The sequence below is a fragment of the Enterobacter sp. Res13-Sevr-PEC09-46 genome, assembly GCF_015672585.1.
Classification (GTDB): domain Bacteria; phylum Pseudomonadota; class Gammaproteobacteria; order Enterobacterales; family Enterobacteriaceae; genus Enterobacter; species Enterobacter hormaechei_C.
In genome coordinates, this window is sequence record NZ_JADABR010000001.1 from 1 (window position 1) to 14,206 (window position 14,206).

Annotated in this window: 16 protein-coding genes and 1 rRNA gene; 8 read left to right on the forward strand and 9 right to left on the reverse strand. The window is 54.0% G+C overall.

The features are described 5' to 3' along the window. Together IMQ56_RS00005 and gmhB are read right to left on the reverse strand one after the other, a co-directional pair. Nucleotides 1-92: ribosomal RNA gene (locus IMQ56_RS00005) — 16S ribosomal RNA — on the reverse strand; the annotation flags it as partial. Between the two features lie 371 nt (nucleotides 93-463). After that, complete coding sequence (gene gmhB, locus IMQ56_RS00010) at nucleotides 464-1,030, reverse strand: D-glycero-beta-D-manno-heptose 1,7-bisphosphate 7-phosphatase (RefSeq protein ID WP_017383733.1); 567 nt, start codon at nucleotides 1,028-1,030, stop codon at nucleotides 464-466. A 188-nt stretch (nucleotides 1,031-1,218) separates the two neighbouring features. On the opposite strand from gmhB, the gene metN reads away from it, so the two are divergent. The 6 genes from metN to proS all read left to right on the forward strand — a co-directional run bounded on the left by metN (nucleotide 1,219) and on the right by proS (nucleotide 6,798). Further along, a complete protein-coding gene (gene metN / locus IMQ56_RS00015; RefSeq protein ID WP_032647320.1) occupies nucleotides 1,219-2,250 on the forward strand; it encodes a methionine ABC transporter ATP-binding protein MetN in 1,032 nt (343 codons plus the stop codon). Then, nucleotides 2,243-2,896, forward strand: coding sequence for a methionine ABC transporter permease MetI (locus IMQ56_RS00020; RefSeq protein ID WP_003856130.1), 654 nt, complete (start codon nucleotides 2,243-2,245; stop codon nucleotides 2,894-2,896). The genes metN and IMQ56_RS00020 overlap by 8 nt, the downstream gene beginning before the upstream one ends. A gap of 40 nt (nucleotides 2,897-2,936) precedes the next feature. Then, on the forward strand, nucleotides 2,937-3,752 hold the full coding sequence (gene metQ, locus IMQ56_RS00025) for a methionine ABC transporter substrate-binding lipoprotein MetQ (RefSeq protein WP_003856132.1): 816 nt from the start codon (nucleotides 2,937-2,939) through the stop codon (nucleotides 3,750-3,752). 106 nt (nucleotides 3,753-3,858) lie between these two features. After that, nucleotides 3,859-4,263, forward strand: a complete 405-nt coding sequence (rcsF, locus tag IMQ56_RS00030; protein WP_003856133.1) for an Rcs stress response system protein RcsF — start codon at nucleotides 3,859-3,861, stop codon at nucleotides 4,261-4,263. Further along, nucleotides 4,260-4,967, forward strand: coding sequence for a tRNA (N6-threonylcarbamoyladenosine(37)-N6)-methyltransferase TrmO (gene tsaA, locus IMQ56_RS00035; RefSeq protein ID WP_017694476.1), 708 nt, complete (start codon nucleotides 4,260-4,262; stop codon nucleotides 4,965-4,967). The genes rcsF and tsaA overlap by 4 nt, the downstream gene beginning before the upstream one ends. A 112-nt stretch (nucleotides 4,968-5,079) precedes the next feature. Continuing rightward, complete coding sequence (gene proS / locus IMQ56_RS00040; protein ID WP_015572733.1) at nucleotides 5,080-6,798, forward strand: proline--tRNA ligase; 1,719 nt, start codon at nucleotides 5,080-5,082, stop codon at nucleotides 6,796-6,798. 45 nt (nucleotides 6,799-6,843) lie between these two features. Here proS and nlpE read toward each other — a convergent pair whose 3' ends face one another. The 3 genes from nlpE to IMQ56_RS00055 are packed head-to-tail and all read right to left on the reverse strand — an operon-like array spanning nucleotide 6,844 to nucleotide 8,540. Continuing rightward, entirely contained in the window at nucleotides 6,844-7,542 is a 699-nt protein-coding gene (gene nlpE, locus IMQ56_RS00045; protein ID WP_017383734.1) for an envelope stress response activation lipoprotein NlpE, read from the reverse strand. A gap of 39 nt (nucleotides 7,543-7,581) precedes the next feature. Beyond that, complete coding sequence (arfB, locus tag IMQ56_RS00050) at nucleotides 7,582-7,998, reverse strand: alternative ribosome rescue aminoacyl-tRNA hydrolase ArfB (protein WP_006810027.1); 417 nt, start codon at nucleotides 7,996-7,998, stop codon at nucleotides 7,582-7,584. Continuing rightward, on the reverse strand, nucleotides 7,995-8,540 hold the full coding sequence (locus tag IMQ56_RS00055) for a YaeQ family protein (protein WP_003856144.1): 546 nt from the start codon (nucleotides 8,538-8,540) through the stop codon (nucleotides 7,995-7,997). The genes arfB and IMQ56_RS00055 overlap by 4 nt, the downstream gene beginning before the upstream one ends. Nucleotides 8,541-8,735: 195 nt before the next feature. Here IMQ56_RS00055 and IMQ56_RS00060 point away from each other — a divergent pair, with 195 nt between their 5' ends. After that, nucleotides 8,736-8,936: a YaeP family protein gene (locus IMQ56_RS00060; protein WP_003856146.1), complete on the forward strand. Its 201-nt coding sequence runs from the start codon at nucleotides 8,736-8,738 to the stop codon at nucleotides 8,934-8,936. Further along, the gene (rof, locus tag IMQ56_RS00065) at nucleotides 8,923-9,183 is read left to right on the forward strand and encodes a Rho-binding antiterminator (RefSeq protein WP_003856148.1); all 261 of its coding nucleotides are present in this window, start codon (nucleotides 8,923-8,925) and stop codon (nucleotides 9,181-9,183) included. The genes IMQ56_RS00060 and rof overlap by 14 nt, the downstream gene beginning before the upstream one ends. 26 nt (nucleotides 9,184-9,209) lie before the next feature. Here rof and tilS read toward each other — a convergent pair whose 3' ends face one another. From tilS to accA, 4 genes are all read right to left on the reverse strand, one after another. Next, nucleotides 9,210-10,496, reverse strand: coding sequence for a tRNA lysidine(34) synthetase TilS (tilS, locus tag IMQ56_RS00070; RefSeq protein WP_040117237.1), 1,287 nt, complete (start codon nucleotides 10,494-10,496; stop codon nucleotides 9,210-9,212). 59 nt (nucleotides 10,497-10,555) lie between these two features. Further along, on the reverse strand, nucleotides 10,556-10,945 hold the full coding sequence (locus tag IMQ56_RS00075; protein ID WP_003856151.1) for a VOC family protein: 390 nt from the start codon (nucleotides 10,943-10,945) through the stop codon (nucleotides 10,556-10,558). A 66-nt stretch (nucleotides 10,946-11,011) separates the two neighbouring features. Then, nucleotides 11,012-13,144 (reverse strand): lysine decarboxylase LdcC, encoded by a 2,133-nt coding sequence (locus tag IMQ56_RS00080; RefSeq protein WP_015572729.1) that lies wholly within the window; start codon nucleotides 13,142-13,144, stop codon nucleotides 11,012-11,014. 100 nt (nucleotides 13,145-13,244) lie between these two features. Next, nucleotides 13,245-14,204: an acetyl-CoA carboxylase carboxyl transferase subunit alpha gene (accA, locus tag IMQ56_RS00085; RefSeq protein WP_003856154.1), complete on the reverse strand. Its 960-nt coding sequence runs from the start codon at nucleotides 14,202-14,204 to the stop codon at nucleotides 13,245-13,247. Nucleotides 14,205-14,206 lie beyond the last annotated feature (2 nt).

Below are 14,206 nucleotides of genomic sequence, written 5' to 3' on the forward strand. Positions count from 1 at the left end.
AAGCAGCAAGCTGCTTCCTGTTACCGTTCGACTTGCATGTGTTAGGCCTGCCGCCAGCGTTCAATCTGAGCCATGATCAAACTCTTCAATTTAAAAGTTTGATGCTCAATGAATTAAACTTCGTAATGAATTACGTGTTCACTCGTTGAGACTTGGTATTCATTTAGTGTCCGAAGACATTAAGAATCCATGTCACTTTGAGTGCCCACACAGATTGTCTGATAAATTGTTAAAGAGCAGTTGCGACGCGCTTCAGCGCTCTGTCGCGAGGTGGCGTATATTACGCTTTCCTCTTTCAGAGTCAACCCGTTATTTCAGGATTTTTTCTCTTCAACCGACCGGGTTGTCTGTGAAGTGATTCACATCCGCCGTGTCGATGGAGGCGCATTATAGGGAGCCGCCGAGGAATGACAAGCGGAAAAATGCATTTTTATTTCAACCGCTCACCTTTTCGCCAAAACGCCTATTTTTGGTGCTTTTTAATCTCTTTTGGCAGTTCTGCCAGACTCGTTATCACCCAGTCGGCTGCATTTTCTGCTTCTGGGGTGACCGGTTTACCGGTACGCACTAATACCTTGGTACCTACACCTGCCGCCGCTGCTGCCTGCATATCTTCCAGTTTATCGCCCACCATATAAGATGCGGCCATATCAATGTGCAGGAATTCCTGTGCAGAGATAAACATGCCCGGGTGTGGCTTACGGCAATCACAGGTCTGACGATACGCCTCTACACTTCCCTGCGGGTGATGCGGACAATAATAGATGCCATCAAGATCGACGCCACGATCGGCCAGAGACCAGTCCATCCATTCCGTCAGCGTCTCGAATTGCGCTTCGGTGAATTTACCCCGGGCGATACCGGACTGGTTAGTTACCACCACCAGCGCATAGCCCATCTCTTTCAACTGGCGCATGGCATCTATTACGCCCTCGATAAATTCGAACTCATCAATCTCATGGACGTAACCGTGATCCACATTAATAGTGCCGTCACGATCGAGAAAAATTGCGGGTACAGATTTTGCCACCGGTTTGCTCCTGAAAAAGTCTTGTTCAGCTAGTATCTCATGAATCGCAGCGCAATAAAGTGCTCATCGCACAGAGGTGGATTGATTTAGACGTCTGGATGCCTTAACATCCATTTTGTTTACGGTCATTCCCCGTATCTGGCAGAAGAAAATGCCACGGCTAACTTACTTACGATAAAAATAATCTAATGATTAAACTTTCCAATATCACCAAAGTGTTCCAGCAGGGGAACCGAACCATTCAGGCGCTGAACAACGTCAGCCTGCATGTGCCTGCTGGTCAGATTTATGGCGTCATTGGCGCATCGGGTGCGGGTAAAAGTACGCTGATCCGTTGTGTTAACCTGCTTGAGCGCCCAACCCAGGGCTGCGTAGAAGTTGGCGGCCAGGAGCTTACCGCTCTCTCAGAAAAAGAACTCACCAAAGCGCGTCGCCAGATTGGCATGATTTTCCAGCACTTTAACCTGCTGGCATCCCGCACCGTGTTCGGCAACGTTGCCCTGCCGCTTGAGCTGGATAACACGCCGAAAGAAGAAGTTACGCGTCGCGTCACCGAACTGCTCGACCTTGTTGGTCTGGGCGACAAGCATGATAGCTACCCGGCAAATCTGTCCGGCGGGCAAAAACAGCGTGTAGCAATCGCTCGCGCGCTGGCAAGCAACCCAAAAGTGCTGCTGTGCGATGAAGCCACCAGCGCATTAGATCCAGCTACCACGCGCTCTATTCTGGAACTGTTAAAAGACATTAACCGTCGTCTGGGCCTGACTATCCTCCTTATTACGCATGAAATGGATGTAGTGAAACGCATCTGCGACTGCGTGGCGGTCATCAGCAACGGTGAGCTGATTGAGCAGGACACGGTGAGTGAAGTCTTCTCGCACCCGAAAACGCCGCTGGCTCAGCAGTTCATTCAGTCCACACTGCATCTGGATATTCCGGAAGATTACCTGGAACGTTTAAAAACAGACGCAACACCTGACAGCGTCCCGATGCTGCGCATGGAGTTCACGGGCCAGTCCGTTGACGCACCGCTGCTGTCCGAAACCGCGCGTCGCTTTAACGTGAATAACAACATTATTAGCGCGCAGATGGACTACGCCGGTGGCGTGAAGTTCGGCATTATGCTGACGGAAATGCACGGCACACAGGAAGAAACCCAGGCGGCAATTGCCTGGCTGCAAGAACATCACGTAAAAGTAGAGGTACTGGGTTATGTCTGAGCCGATGATGTGGCTACTGGTTCGCGGCGTTTGGGAAACGCTGGCAATGACCTTCGTATCGGGCTTCTTTGGTTTTGTGATTGGGCTGCCGGTCGGCGTGCTGCTGTACGTTACGCGCCCGGGTCAAATTATTGAAAACGCGAAGCTGTATCGTACGCTCTCTGCGCTGGTGAACATTTTCCGGTCTATTCCGTTCATTATTCTGCTGGTGTGGATGATTCCGTTTACGCGCGTGATCGTCGGGACGTCGATTGGTTTGCAGGCAGCTATTGTCCCGCTGACCGTAGGCGCGGCACCGTTTATCGCCCGTATGGTGGAAAACGCCCTGCTGGAAATCCCAACCGGCCTGATCGAAGCTTCCCGCGCTATGGGTGCGACGCCAATGCAGATCGTTCGCAAAGTTCTGCTGCCAGAGGCGCTGCCTGGGCTGGTGAACGCAGCAACCATCACGCTTATCACCCTGGTCGGTTATTCCGCAATGGGCGGCGCCGTAGGTGCTGGCGGTTTAGGCCAGATTGGATATCAGTACGGCTATATTGGCTATAACGCTACCGTAATGAATACCGTTCTGGTATTGCTGGTTGTGCTGGTTTACTTAATTCAATTCTCTGGCGATCGTATCGTCCGGGCTGTTACGCATAAATAACGTTACAAACAACACAAACTCGACGAGTTAAGGATATAACATGGCGTTTAAATTTAAGACCTTCGCAGCAGTAGGCGCACTGATTGGCTCGCTGGCACTGGTGGGTTGCGGTCAGGACGAAAAAGATCCAAACCACATCAAAGTAGGCGTTATCGTCGGTGCAGAACAGCAGGTTGCTGAGGCCGCGCAGAAAATCGCTAAAGAGAAATATGGCCTGGACGTTGAACTGGTGACTTTCAACGATTACGTTCTGCCGAACGAAGCGCTGAGCAAAGGCGACATTGACGCTAACGCCTTCCAGCATAAACCGTACCTGGATCAGCAGATCAAAGATCGCGGCTACAAACTGGTTGCTGTCGGTAACACCTTCGTTTACCCGATTGCCGGTTACTCCAAGAAAATTAAATCTCTGGATGAACTCCAGCCGGGTTCACAGGTTGCCGTCCCTAACGACCCAACCAACCTTGGCCGTTCCCTGCTTCTGCTACAGAAAGTGGGCCTGATTAAACTGAAAGAAGGCGTTGGCCTGTTACCGACCGTTCTGGACGTAACCGAAAACCCGAAAAATCTGAAAATTGTTGAGCTGGAAGCACCACAGCTGCCACGTTCTCTGGACGATGCGCAGATCGCCCTGGCCGTGATTAACACCACTTACGCCAGCCAGATCGGCCTGACCCCAGCGAAAGATGGCATCTTCGTTGAAGATAAAGATTCCCCGTACGTCAACCTGATCGTGACTCGCGAAGACAACAAAGACGCGGAGAATGTGAAGAAATTCATACAGGCATATCAGTCTGAAGAAGTGTACCAGGAAGCCAATAAGGTGTTTAACGGCGGCGCGGTTAAAGGCTGGTAATCTCCCGGCAGTGTAATATCATCAAGACGGGCATTTGCCCGTCTTGTCATTTGTGCGGTCAACTGCTTCAATATCTGACGTTTTGATTATCCACTGAGGAATTATTATGCGTGCTTTACCGATCTGTCTTTTAGCACTGATGCTGAGCGGCTGTTCTATGCTAAGCAGATCTCCTGTTGAACCTGTTCAAAGCACTGCAACCCCGCCAAAAGCGGAGCCAGCAAAACCGAAAGCGCCTCGCGCTGCGCCGGTACGTATTATTACCAAAGCCGACGAGCTGGTCGGTAAGCCATTCCGTGAACTGGGCGAAGTGAGCGGCGAATCCTGCCAGGCAACGAATCAGGACTCCCCACCCAATATTCCGACAGCCCGCAAGCGTATGCAAATCAACGCGTCGAAAATGAAAGCCAACGCGGTGCTGCTGCACAGCTGCGAAGTCACCAGCGGCACACCAGGTTGCTATCGCCAGGCGGTATGTATCGGTTCTGCGCTTAACATTACGGCGAAATGAGTTCATTTCAGTTCGAGCAGATAGGCGTTATCCGCTCCCCTTATAAAGAAAAGTTCGCCGTGCCGCGTCAGCCGGGTCTGGTCATTAACGGCGGCGGCGAGCTTCATCTTGTGGCGCCGTATAATCAGGCCGATGCAGTGCGCGGGCTTGAGGCGTTCAGCCATTTATGGGTGGTCTTTGTGTTTCACCAGACCATGGAAGGCGGCTGGCGTCCTACCGTGCGTCCGCCTCGTCTGGGCGGAAATGCCAGAATGGGTGTCTTTGCCACCCGCTCAACCTTTCGTCCCAACCCCATCGGGATGTCGCTGGTCGAGCTGAAAGGCATACGTTGTCAGAAAGATCAGGTGATCCTGGAGTTAGGTAGCCTTGACCTGGTTGATGGCACGCCGGTCATAGATATTAAGCCTTACCTGCCCTTCGCCGAAGCGCTGCCGGATGCCCGGGCAAGCTATGCTCAGGACGCACCGCAGGCAGATATGGCGGTTCACTTCACGTCTGAAATTACAACGCAAATCAGCGAGCTGGAAAAGCGTTATCCTCGCCTGCGTGACTTTATCGTTGAAGTGCTGGCCCAGGACCCCCGTCCCGCCTACCGCAAAGAAGAGGAAGCCGGTAATACGTACGCCGTCTGGCTGCTGGACTTTAACGTGCGCTGGCGCGTGACTGCGGCGGGTTTTGAAGTGTTTGCCCTGGAACCCAGGTAATTTTGTTCTCCTCTCTTTTGGCATCTTTGCCACACTGGTAAACTAAACCACTTTTTTTGTGTCAGGCTGGTGTTTCAGCCTGTTCCAATCGTCGAAATGGAACCGTAACAACATGCGTACTAGCCAATATCTGCTCTCCACTCTGAAGGAGACACCTGCCGACGCCGAGGTGATCAGCCACCAGCTGATGCTGCGCGCCGGGATGATCCGCAAGCTGGCCTCCGGGTTATACACCTGGCTGCCGACCGGCGTGCGCGTCCTGAAAAAAGTCGAAAACATCGTGCGTGAAGAGATGAACAACGCCGGTGCTATCGAGGTGTTAATGCCGGTCGTTCAGCCCTCTGAACTGTGGCAGGAGAGCGGTCGCTGGGAGCAGTACGGTCCTGAACTGCTGCGTATTGCCGATCGTGGCGATCGTCCATTCGTTCTCGGCCCAACGCATGAAGAAGTGATCACCGACCTGATCCGTAACGAGCTGAGCTCTTACAAACAGCTGCCGCTGAACTTCTTCCAGATCCAGACTAAGTTCCGTGACGAAGTGCGTCCACGCTTTGGCGTCATGCGTTCTCGCGAGTTCCTGATGAAAGATGCTTACTCTTTCCATACTTCTCAGGAATCGCTGCAAGAGACCTACGACAAAATGTACGCGGCCTACAGCAAAATCTTCTCCCGCATGGGGCTGGATTTCCGTGCTGTACAGGCTGATACCGGTTCAATCGGCGGTAGCGCCTCCCATGAATTCCAGGTTCTGGCGCAGAGCGGCGAAGACGATGTGATCTTCTCTGACTCCTCTGATTACGCCGCGAACATCGAATTTGCAGAAGCGCTGGCACCAAAAGAACCACGCGGCGCGGCAACGCAAGAGATGACGCTGGTTGATACGCCAAACGCGAAAACTATCGCCGAGCTGGTTGAGCAGTTTACTCTGCCGATCGAAAAAACCGTGAAAACCCTGCTGGTGAAATCGGCTGAAGGTAGCGCTTATCCACTGGTTGCCCTGCTGGTACGAGGCGATCACGAGCTGAACGAAGTGAAAGCCGAGAAGCTGCCGCAGGTTGCCAGCCCGCTGACCTTCGCAACGGAAGCAGAGATCCGCGCCGTGGTGAATGCTGGTCCTGGTTCTCTGGGTCCGGTGAACATGCCTGTTCCGGTGGTCATTGACCGCACCGTTGCGGCGATGAGCGACTTCGCTGCGGGCGCAAACATCGACGGTAAACACTTCTTCGGCATCAACTGGGATCGTGACGTGGCGACGCCGGAAGTGGCTGACATCCGTAACGTGGTCGCAGGCGATCCAAGCCCGGACGGCAAGGGTACTCTGATGATCAAACGCGGTATCGAAGTAGGCCACATCTTCCAGCTGGGCGATAAGTACTCGCGCGCAATGAACGCTGCCGTTCAGGGCGAAGATGGCCGTAACCAGGTTCTGACCATGGGCTGCTACGGCATTGGCGTAACGCGCGTTGTTGCTGCCGCTATCGAGCAGAACTATGACGAACGCGGAATCGTCTGGCCGGATAACATCGCGCCGTTCCAGGTGGCGATCCTGCCAATGAACATGCACAAGTCTTACCGCGTGCAGGAGCTGGCTGAGAAACTCTACGCTGAGCTGAGCGCGAAAGGTATCGACGTGCTGATGGATGACCGTAAAGAGCGTCCTGGCGTGATGTTTGCTGACATGGAACTGATCGGTATTCCACACACCATCGTCATTGGCGACCGTAACCTCGACAGCGACGAGATTGAATACAAATACCGTCGCAACGGCGAAAAACAGATGATCAAGACGGGAGATATTCTTGATTACCTGGTGAAAGCCATCAAAGGTTAAGAAACAAAAAACCCCGCCAGTGCGGGGTTTTTTAATGGCTATATCTTATTTGCTTTCGCAGTCTTTCCCCGCAGCAAACTTCGCATCTTTATCTGCCACCAGCGTTTTCACCAGCTCGCCGCTATCCGGGTTTGGCTCCAGCGTAAAATGCCCTTCAACCGTCAGCAACACTGGCTTACTGTCGTTGCCGCGCGCGACGGCATAGTCTCGCTCCAGCTGGGCATTGTTCGCCACGCTGACTTTCTTCCCGGTTGCACAGTCAGTGAAGATCGCCGCATCCGCCATGTAGAAATACATCCCTCGCATCGCCATTGGGGTGGCTGGCAGGGTCGCTTTCACCGGGGCCAACGTGTAGTTGAACTGGGATTCAATTGGATTGCCTTCGCGATCGAGCATCTCCATCCCCTCGCCTTTGGCGCGGAAGAAGGTTTTATCGCCCGTGGTATCCGTCAATACCAGCTTCTCAGCCGTACGCGCCCATGTTCCGTAAGATGCAAAAGAAGACGGTTCTTTCGCCCCCTGGTAACGCTGGTTCATGACCCAGGTGCCATCTTTTTGCAGGAACAGAGAGGTTTCGATGCCCTCGCAATCTGCACACGGTAATACGCCGCGCCAGCTTTGCTGCATCGGCTTTAATTCTTCATTTTGCGTTGGCTGTAGTACCTGCGTTTCTGAACGGTTATTACAGCCAAAAAGCGCGAACAGGCTTGTCACGGCCAGCGCTGATAATAATGCTTTTTTCACAATACTTTCCTTATGAAAAAGGGTATCCCTTTCGTCACATTATGGGTGACGGACTTTGCCACGCAGTGATTTTACAGTGGATTTCTGCGCCTTCGATGACAACCGACGTTCTTTCGATGCCCGCGTTGGACGTGTTGCCCGGCGACTTTTTTGTACAGCCGTCAGCTCTTTGATGACCGCGACCAGCCGGGCTATTGCCGCTTCCCGGTTAAGCTCCTGGCTGCGATACTCCTGCGCTTTAATCACCATCACACCCTCGCTGGTGATCAGGTGATGGCTGGCGGCAAGCAGGCTTTCTTTATAATACTCTGGCAGGCTGGAGGCCCGAATGTCAAAGCGCAAATGGATAGCCGTTGAGGCCTTGTTAACGTGCTGTCCCCCTGCTCCCTGGGCCCGGATGGCGGTGATCTCCAGCTCGTTATCAGGGATGCTGACGTTTCGGGACAATACAATCATGATGCGGGCTGCCAGGCCGTGAGATGAATTTCCAGATTATTCTGAGAATCGGAAAGCCAGATGGCGCCGTCCTGAATCGTCGCCTGTAGCGCCATCGTCCGGCTGGCGAACGCACTCAGCTGCGCCAGCTGTTCATCATCCAGATACCAGACGGTAAGATTTTTGAACTGCGCACATTTATTTTTATTTTGTTGCCACCAGATCTCCGCCGCTCTCTGGTTGTAGGCAAACAACGCCACTTCAGCAGACTGGGTGCAGGCCTTTTTGATCCGGCGTTCATCCGGCAGGCCAAGCTCAATCCATAAATCGATACCCAGATGATCGTTGCGCAGCCAGGCTTCCGGTTCATCTTCCGCGCTTAAACCACGGGTAAATTGCAGACGCTCGTCGGCATACTTAATCCACGCCAGCAGGCGCAGCATCATGCGCTCCTGGGTTTCAGAAGGGTGACGCGCCAGCGTCAATGACGCATCCAGAAACTGGTTACGGTCAAGATCCGCCACATTGACCACAGCTTTATAAATTGTCGCTTTCAGCGCCATGAGAGAACTCCTTTCGAATCAGGCATACATTGTAGCGAAAACCGCGGCAAAAGGCTGTTACGAGGTGGTGGCTTCCTCTTATCAAGGCGCTGATAATGCTTAAATGAGTATGGTATAGTCACCTTGCTAAACCGAGTTTAACTTCGTAGGCTTAATGATATCTCACAGTAAGTCAGTACGCTGGCAGGAGGTGATGTGAATAATTATTGTGAGTTGATTCGCAGACGGTATGCTGAGATCGCCAGCGGAGATCTGGGGTACATTCCGGATGCGTTGGGCTGTGTATTGAACGTGCTAAATGAAGTGGCCTCTGATGAGAGCCTTTCTGAATCGGTCAGGGAAAAAGCAGCGTATGCTGCGGCGAATTTACTGGTGAGCGATTATGTCGATGAATGATACCTATCAACCCATCAATTGTGATGACTATGACAACCTCGAACTCGCCTGCCAGCATCATTTAATACTGACGCTGGAGCTAAAAGATGGCGAAGTGCTAAAGGCAAAGGCCAGCGATCTGGTTTCCCGTAAAAATGTGGAATACCTGGTTGTGGAAGATGCAGGTGCAACGCGTGAGCTACGCCTCGACAAAATTGCCAGTTTCAGCCATCCGGAAATCGGCACCGTTGTGGTGAGCGAATCCTGATAACCAACGGGCAGCCAGGCTGCCCGTTACGCTTTCCATTCAAAATTAACACCCGCTTCAGCCCACCCCTCTTCAGTGATGAAAACCCCTGCCGCCGCGATGAGCGTGTCGCCGTAAAACAGAAGCGGCGTGGTATCACGTCGCCAGGGCGGAACGTTCTGTTCCTGCCAGATTTTCTTCAGCTTACGCCCGCCGTTACGACCGACGATATGCAGCATGCCGCTGGTCCTGAAGCGTATGGTAACGTTCTCGTCCGGCTCAGGTAGACGCACATTGCCCGAATGGCTTAACGCAACGACACCGGCATTCATCGGTAGCGTTAATGCTTTTTCCGGCGACGGCCAGTCGAGCACAACGTCAGCCAGCGACGGCACAGATTTTACCCACCAGAGTTGCCCTTTATAGCGCCTGACGTCATAACCATTCAGGTGTATACACGGGGCGGCATCTTCCCTCGCCTGTGCAACTTCCTCCCAGATACGGTTGAGCATCGCCCGGGACGGCATAACCGCACGGTGGTAAGCCAGCCAGCGACGAATCAGAGCAGCCCGGCGCACGGGGCTCATCACCTTCAACGGCGCAATGTTCAGGGCACCGTCAGCGGTAGTCAGCGTATCCAGCTCCTCGCTCAGCAACTCATCCAGCAAGCTTTCCTGTTCAGCACACAGCATGGCGCTTCTGGCCGCCGCTTCGGAAAAATGCGCCCAGCGCTCACTCAGCAGCGGTAAGACGCGCAGGCGCAGGAAGTTACGGTCGTAACTGTCGTCCTGATTGCTCTCGTCTTCAATCCAGCACAGATGATGCTGCTGCGCCCAGGCTTCCAGTGATGCGCGCGTCTCACCCAGCAGCGGGCGGATGAGCTCTGTTTCAGCAAAATCAGCGCGCTCAGGCATGGCAGATAACCCCGCAGGCCCGCTGCCCCTCTTGAGCGCCAGTAAAAACGTCTCGCACTGGTCGTCCAGATGCTGCGCGGTGACCAACGCTTCCCCTTGCTGTAATGCGCCGGAAAACGCGGCGTAGCGGGCTTTCCGCGCCTGCGCCTCAATACCCAGCCCCTCATCCTCAAGCGTGACGCGTTCAACGATCAGCGGAATCGCCCACTCTGAACACACCGCTTCGCAGTGCGCTACCCAGTCGTCGGCATGAGGGCTTAAGCCGTGATGGATATGCATCGCCCGCAGCTGGACGTCAGGCTCACGGTCGCGCCAGAGCTTAAGGCGGTGCAGCAAAACGGTGGAATCCAGGCCACCGCTGAACCCCACCAGCAGTTGGCGATAGGGTGAAACGGCGTGCGCGATAGCAGGTAAGGTCATAGGAAATTACACATAAAAAAACGCCCGAACTGAACGGGCATTATCACACATGACGGCGATTACTGCTGGTAAAGCTCCAGCGGCAGCCCGTCCGGATCGTTGAAAAAAGTGAAACGTTTATCGGTAAAGGGATCGACACGAATCGCTTCGCAGGCCACGCCGTGGGCTTCCAGATGTTTTACCGCGCTGTCCAGGTCATCGACGCTGAAGGCCAGGTGGCGCAGGCCGCAGGCTTCCGGGCGTGAAGGACGCGCTGGCGGGAAAGGAAAAGAGAACAGTTCAATCACATATTGTCCGTTTAACGCCAGATCGCCTTTCCAGGAGTCGCGCTCCTCACGGTAAGCCTCGCTCAACAGCGTAAAGCCGAGAACGTCGCAGTAGAATGCCTTACTTTTCGCGTAATCGGTGGCAATGATCGCAATATGATGAACCGCTTTTAAACCCAGCATAGTTTCTCCTTTTTATGATGCTCTGAACGTTACAACCGACAACCCGCCCCTGGCAAGCAGACCCTTTTATTTTAGGACTCTCACCCAGTACACGCCGTTATCATCGCGTTTCGCGCCATGAATGTCCGTTTCAAAGCCCGGATAGTGGCGCCCTACCGAACAGAGCATCAGCAGGAAATCGAGCACCGCCCGGCTCTCCTCGGTGATCATTTCACCCGGCATCAGCAGCGGCACGCCCGGCGGATAAGGCAGGATCATGTTGGCCGATACCCGCCCGACCAGGTTTTCCAGCTCAACGGTTTCAACCTCCCCTTTCACCTGGCGCTGCCACGCCCTGTGCGGCGTCAGCTTCATTTCAGGCAGAACATCAAATGCCTGCAACATCAGGCGCGGCAGATCGTGCTGGCGGATCAGCCTGTGGATCCCCTGGGCCAGATCCTGAATACGCATATTGCGATAGAAGTCAGGATCTTCCGCGTAGAGATCCGGCAGCATATTCTTCACCCGCAGGTTCAGATCATATGCACGCTTAAACTCCATCAGTCCGCGCAACAGCCCCATCGCGCGGGTTTTATCGATCCCGATGCTGAACAGGAACAGCAAATTATAGGGGCCGGTTTTCTCCACCACCACGCCGCGCTCATCAAGGAACTTCGCCACCAGCGCAGCCGGGATCCCTTCCTCACCCATCACGCCCTGCTCATCCATGCCCGGCGTCAGGATCGTCACCTTAACCGGATCGAGGAACATGTGGTCCGCATCGGCATCCCGGAAACCGTGCCAGCTCTCCCCCGGCGCGACGGGCCAGCATTCTGCCTCATCAATCTCTTCCGGCTGCCAGATATCAAAGAACCAGCCGTCCGCTTCATCTTTAAGTCGCTGAACCTCTTTTCGGAAATGCAGCGCCCGTTCCACCGAACGATTGATCAGGCGTTTACCCGGATTACCGCGCAGCATCGCCGCCGCCGTTTCGATGGACGCCACCAGCGGGTAGCTCGGCGACGTGGTCGTGTGCATCATAAAGGCTTCGTTGAAGGTGTCCTCGTCGTACTCGCCCTTGATGTGAATAAGAGACGCCTGGGAAAACGCGGCCAGCATTTTGTGCGTCGACTGCGTTTCGAAGAACACCTTGCCCGGCACCCGCTCGCCGCTCATCCCACTTTTACCCGAGTAAATCGGGTGGAAATTGGTGTAAGGCACCCACGCGGAGTCAAAGTGGATCGACGGCACGTCGAGCGTCTGCTTGATCCAGTTCGTGTTGTAAAGCAGCCCGTCATAGGTGGAGTTGGTGATCACCGCGTGCACAGGCCAGCTTGCCTCGGGGATCGCCGCGATCTTATTTTCAATGGCTTCATGCGCGAATTCACGGCGAGGAATGCCGCCGAGAATACCCAGCGCATTACGCGTAGGCGACAGCCAGAGCGGCACCACGTCGCTCATCATCAGCAAATGCGCCAGTGATTTATGGCAGTTGCGGTCAATCAGCAGCGTACTGCCGGCAGGCGCGGCGTACATCCCGACGATTTTGTTCGAGGTTGAGGTACCGTTGGTCACCATGTAGCTTTGCTCGGCGCCAAAGGTCCGGGCGATGTACTCTTCGGCTTCCAGATGCGGGCCGGTATGATCCAGCAGAGAGCCTAACTCGGTGACCGAAATCGACACATCCGCCTTCAGCGTGTTACCGCCGAAGAAATCGTAGAACAGACATCCCACCGGGCTTTTTTGATAGGCTGTTCCCGCCATGTGGCCTGGCGTACAAAAGGTGTACTTCCCTTCATTCACATAGGTGAACAGCGCGCGCGTGAACGGCGGTGTGATGTTATCGAGGTATTCACCGGTGTACTGCTGAATGCGGGTCGCAATGTCCTCGGCAACGCCGAGTGAGTATTCGAAGAACCACAGCGCCATACGCATATCATGCGCGCTCACGTCCATGGTCGAGTGAGTGTTGATAAACGCGTACAGCGGAAGATATTCGTTGAGCTTATTGATATCGCTGCACAACTCCATGTCGTATTCGTCCCAGTCGAATATCACGCCACAGATGCGCGGATTGTGTTCGATAAATTTCAGCAGGTCGGCGCTGTTTTGCGGCCAGATCAGCTGGTATCCGCGTGCTTTAAGGGCTTGCTCCAGCTCCTTGATGGGTTCGTCTTTATAAAAGACGCCGTGTGGCCCCATGATGGCAATGATGTTCATGGTTTACCTCCTTGAAAAACATCAGATAAGCATAGTTAAGGTAAACGGCAGGTATAAAAAAAGCCGCAACAATGTGCGGCTTTTAGGATAATTGTGAGGCTTACGCGTAACCGTAGGTCATCAGACGCTGATAACGACGGTTGAGCAGATCTTCTGTGCTCAGCACGTCCAGGTCCGCCAGATCTGCCAGCAGCTGCGCTTTCAGGGAAGCAGCCATCACTTCCGGCTTACGATGCGCGCCACCCAGCGGTTCAGGGATAACGGTGTCGATCAGCTTCAGCTCTTTCAGACGTGGGGCAATGATGCCCATCGCTTCAGCAGCCAGCGGCGCTTTATCGGCACTTTTCCACAGAATGGAGGCACAGCCTTCCGGAGAGATAACGGAATAGGTACTGTACTGTAGCATATTCACTTTATCGCCCACGCCAATTGCCAGCGCACCGCCGGACCCACCTTCACCGATAACGGTACAGATGACCGGCACTTTCAGGCGAGACATCTCACGCAGGTTGCGTGCGATGGCTTCAGACTGACCGCGCTCTTCAGCGCCAACACCCGGGTAAGCACCCGGCGTGTCGATGAAGGTGATGATAGGCATATTGAAACGCTCAGCCATCTCCATCAGACGCAGGGCCTTACGGTAGCCTTCTGGCGCTGGCATACCGAAGTTACGACGGATTTTCTCTTTGGTTTCACGGCCTTTCTGATGACCAATAATCATCACCGGACGTCCATCCAGACGCGCGATACCGCCGACGATAGCTTTATCGTCAGCGTATGCGCGGTCGCCTGCCAGTTCGTCAAATTCGTCAAACGCCAGGCGGACATAATCCAGGGTGTACGGACGCTGTGGATGACGCGCCAGCTGGGCGATCTGCCATGCGCCGAGATCGGCAAAGATTTTGCGCGTCAGTTCTACGCTTTTTTCGCGCAGACGATGCACTTCTTCGTCGATGTTAATATCCAGTTTTTCATCCTGACGGCTCACGGCTGTCAGAGAATCGATTTTCGCTTCCAGCTCTGCAATCGGCTGTTCGAAATCAAGGAAATTCAGACTCATAG

Bases quoted from the DNA above. Each gene is read 5' to 3' on its own strand.
- metN (WP_032647320.1), top strand. From the start codon at position 1,219: ATGATTAAACTTTCCAATATCACCAAAGTGTTCCAGCAGGGGAACCGA.
- metQ (WP_003856132.1), top strand. From the start codon at position 2,937: ATGGCGTTTAAATTTAAGACCTTCGCAGCAGTAGGCGCACTGATTGGC.
- rof (WP_003856148.1), top strand. From the start codon at position 8,923: ATGTCGATGAATGATACCTATCAACCCATCAATTGTGATGACTATGAC.
- IMQ56_RS00075 (WP_003856151.1), bottom strand. From the start codon at position 10,945: ATGCTGGGTTTAAAAGCGGTTCATCATATTGCGATCATTGCCACCGAT.
- IMQ56_RS00020 (WP_003856130.1), top strand. From the start codon at position 2,243: ATGTCTGAGCCGATGATGTGGCTACTGGTTCGCGGCGTTTGGGAAACG.
- proS (WP_015572733.1), top strand. From the start codon at position 5,080: ATGCGTACTAGCCAATATCTGCTCTCCACTCTGAAGGAGACACCTGCC.
- IMQ56_RS00055 (WP_003856144.1), bottom strand. From the start codon at position 8,540: ATGGCGCTGAAAGCGACAATTTATAAAGCTGTGGTCAATGTGGCGGAT.
- arfB (WP_006810027.1), bottom strand. From the start codon at position 7,998: ATGATTGTATTGTCCCGAAACGTCAGCATCCCTGATAACGAGCTGGAG.
- rcsF (WP_003856133.1), top strand. From the start codon at position 3,859: ATGCGTGCTTTACCGATCTGTCTTTTAGCACTGATGCTGAGCGGCTGT.
- IMQ56_RS00080 (WP_015572729.1), bottom strand. From the start codon at position 13,144: ATGAACATCATTGCCATCATGGGGCCACACGGCGTCTTTTATAAAGAC.
- accA (WP_003856154.1), bottom strand. From the start codon at position 14,204: ATGAGTCTGAATTTCCTTGATTTCGAACAGCCGATTGCAGAGCTGGAA.
- tsaA (WP_017694476.1), top strand. From the start codon at position 4,260: ATGAGTTCATTTCAGTTCGAGCAGATAGGCGTTATCCGCTCCCCTTAT.
- tilS (WP_040117237.1), bottom strand. From the start codon at position 10,496: ATGACCTTACCTGCTATCGCGCACGCCGTTTCACCCTATCGCCAACTG.